At 27.3% G+C, this 501-nt stretch carries 1 protein-coding gene; it reads left to right on the top strand.

Going from position 1 to position 501, the window contains the following annotated elements; translation table 11 throughout:
* A partial coding sequence (locus tag ACTHUT_RS21735) for a Fic family protein (RefSeq protein ID WP_440419889.1) occupies positions 1-501 on the top strand: 501 nt, incomplete at both ends.

The raw sequence follows: 501 nt of genomic DNA, 5'->3' as shown, positions 1-501 counted from the left end.
ATGTTTATGTTAGTAATTATTACAATGAAGTTCTACATTTACCTCCCTCACATCATGAGTTGAGAGAAAGATTACAAAAGCTATGTGACTTTGCTAATTATGAACATATTGAAAAAGAATTTATTCATCCTATAATTAAAGCAATTATCTTGCATTTTATGGTGGGTTATGAACATCCTTTTTTTGATGGGAATGGTAGGACTGCAAGAGCATTGTTCTATTGGTTTGTAATGAAAAATAATTATAATGAATTTGAGTATATTTCTATTAGTAAACTTTTAAAATCAGCTCCTGCTAAATATGCAAAGGCCTATTTATTTACTGAGACGGATGATAATGATTTAACTTATTTTATTGAACATCAATTGTGTACAATAAAAAAAGCAATTGAAGAGTTATTTAAATTTCTCGATAGGAAACATAAAGAGTTTACAGAGACATTAACGTGGTTATCGAAAACATCTGTATATAATAGACTGAATTCTAAAGAAGTTATTTTAT

This window comes from Neisseria sp. P0022.S010, from assembly GCF_051956635.1.
This window is presented reverse-complemented; position numbering and strand designations above follow the sequence as displayed.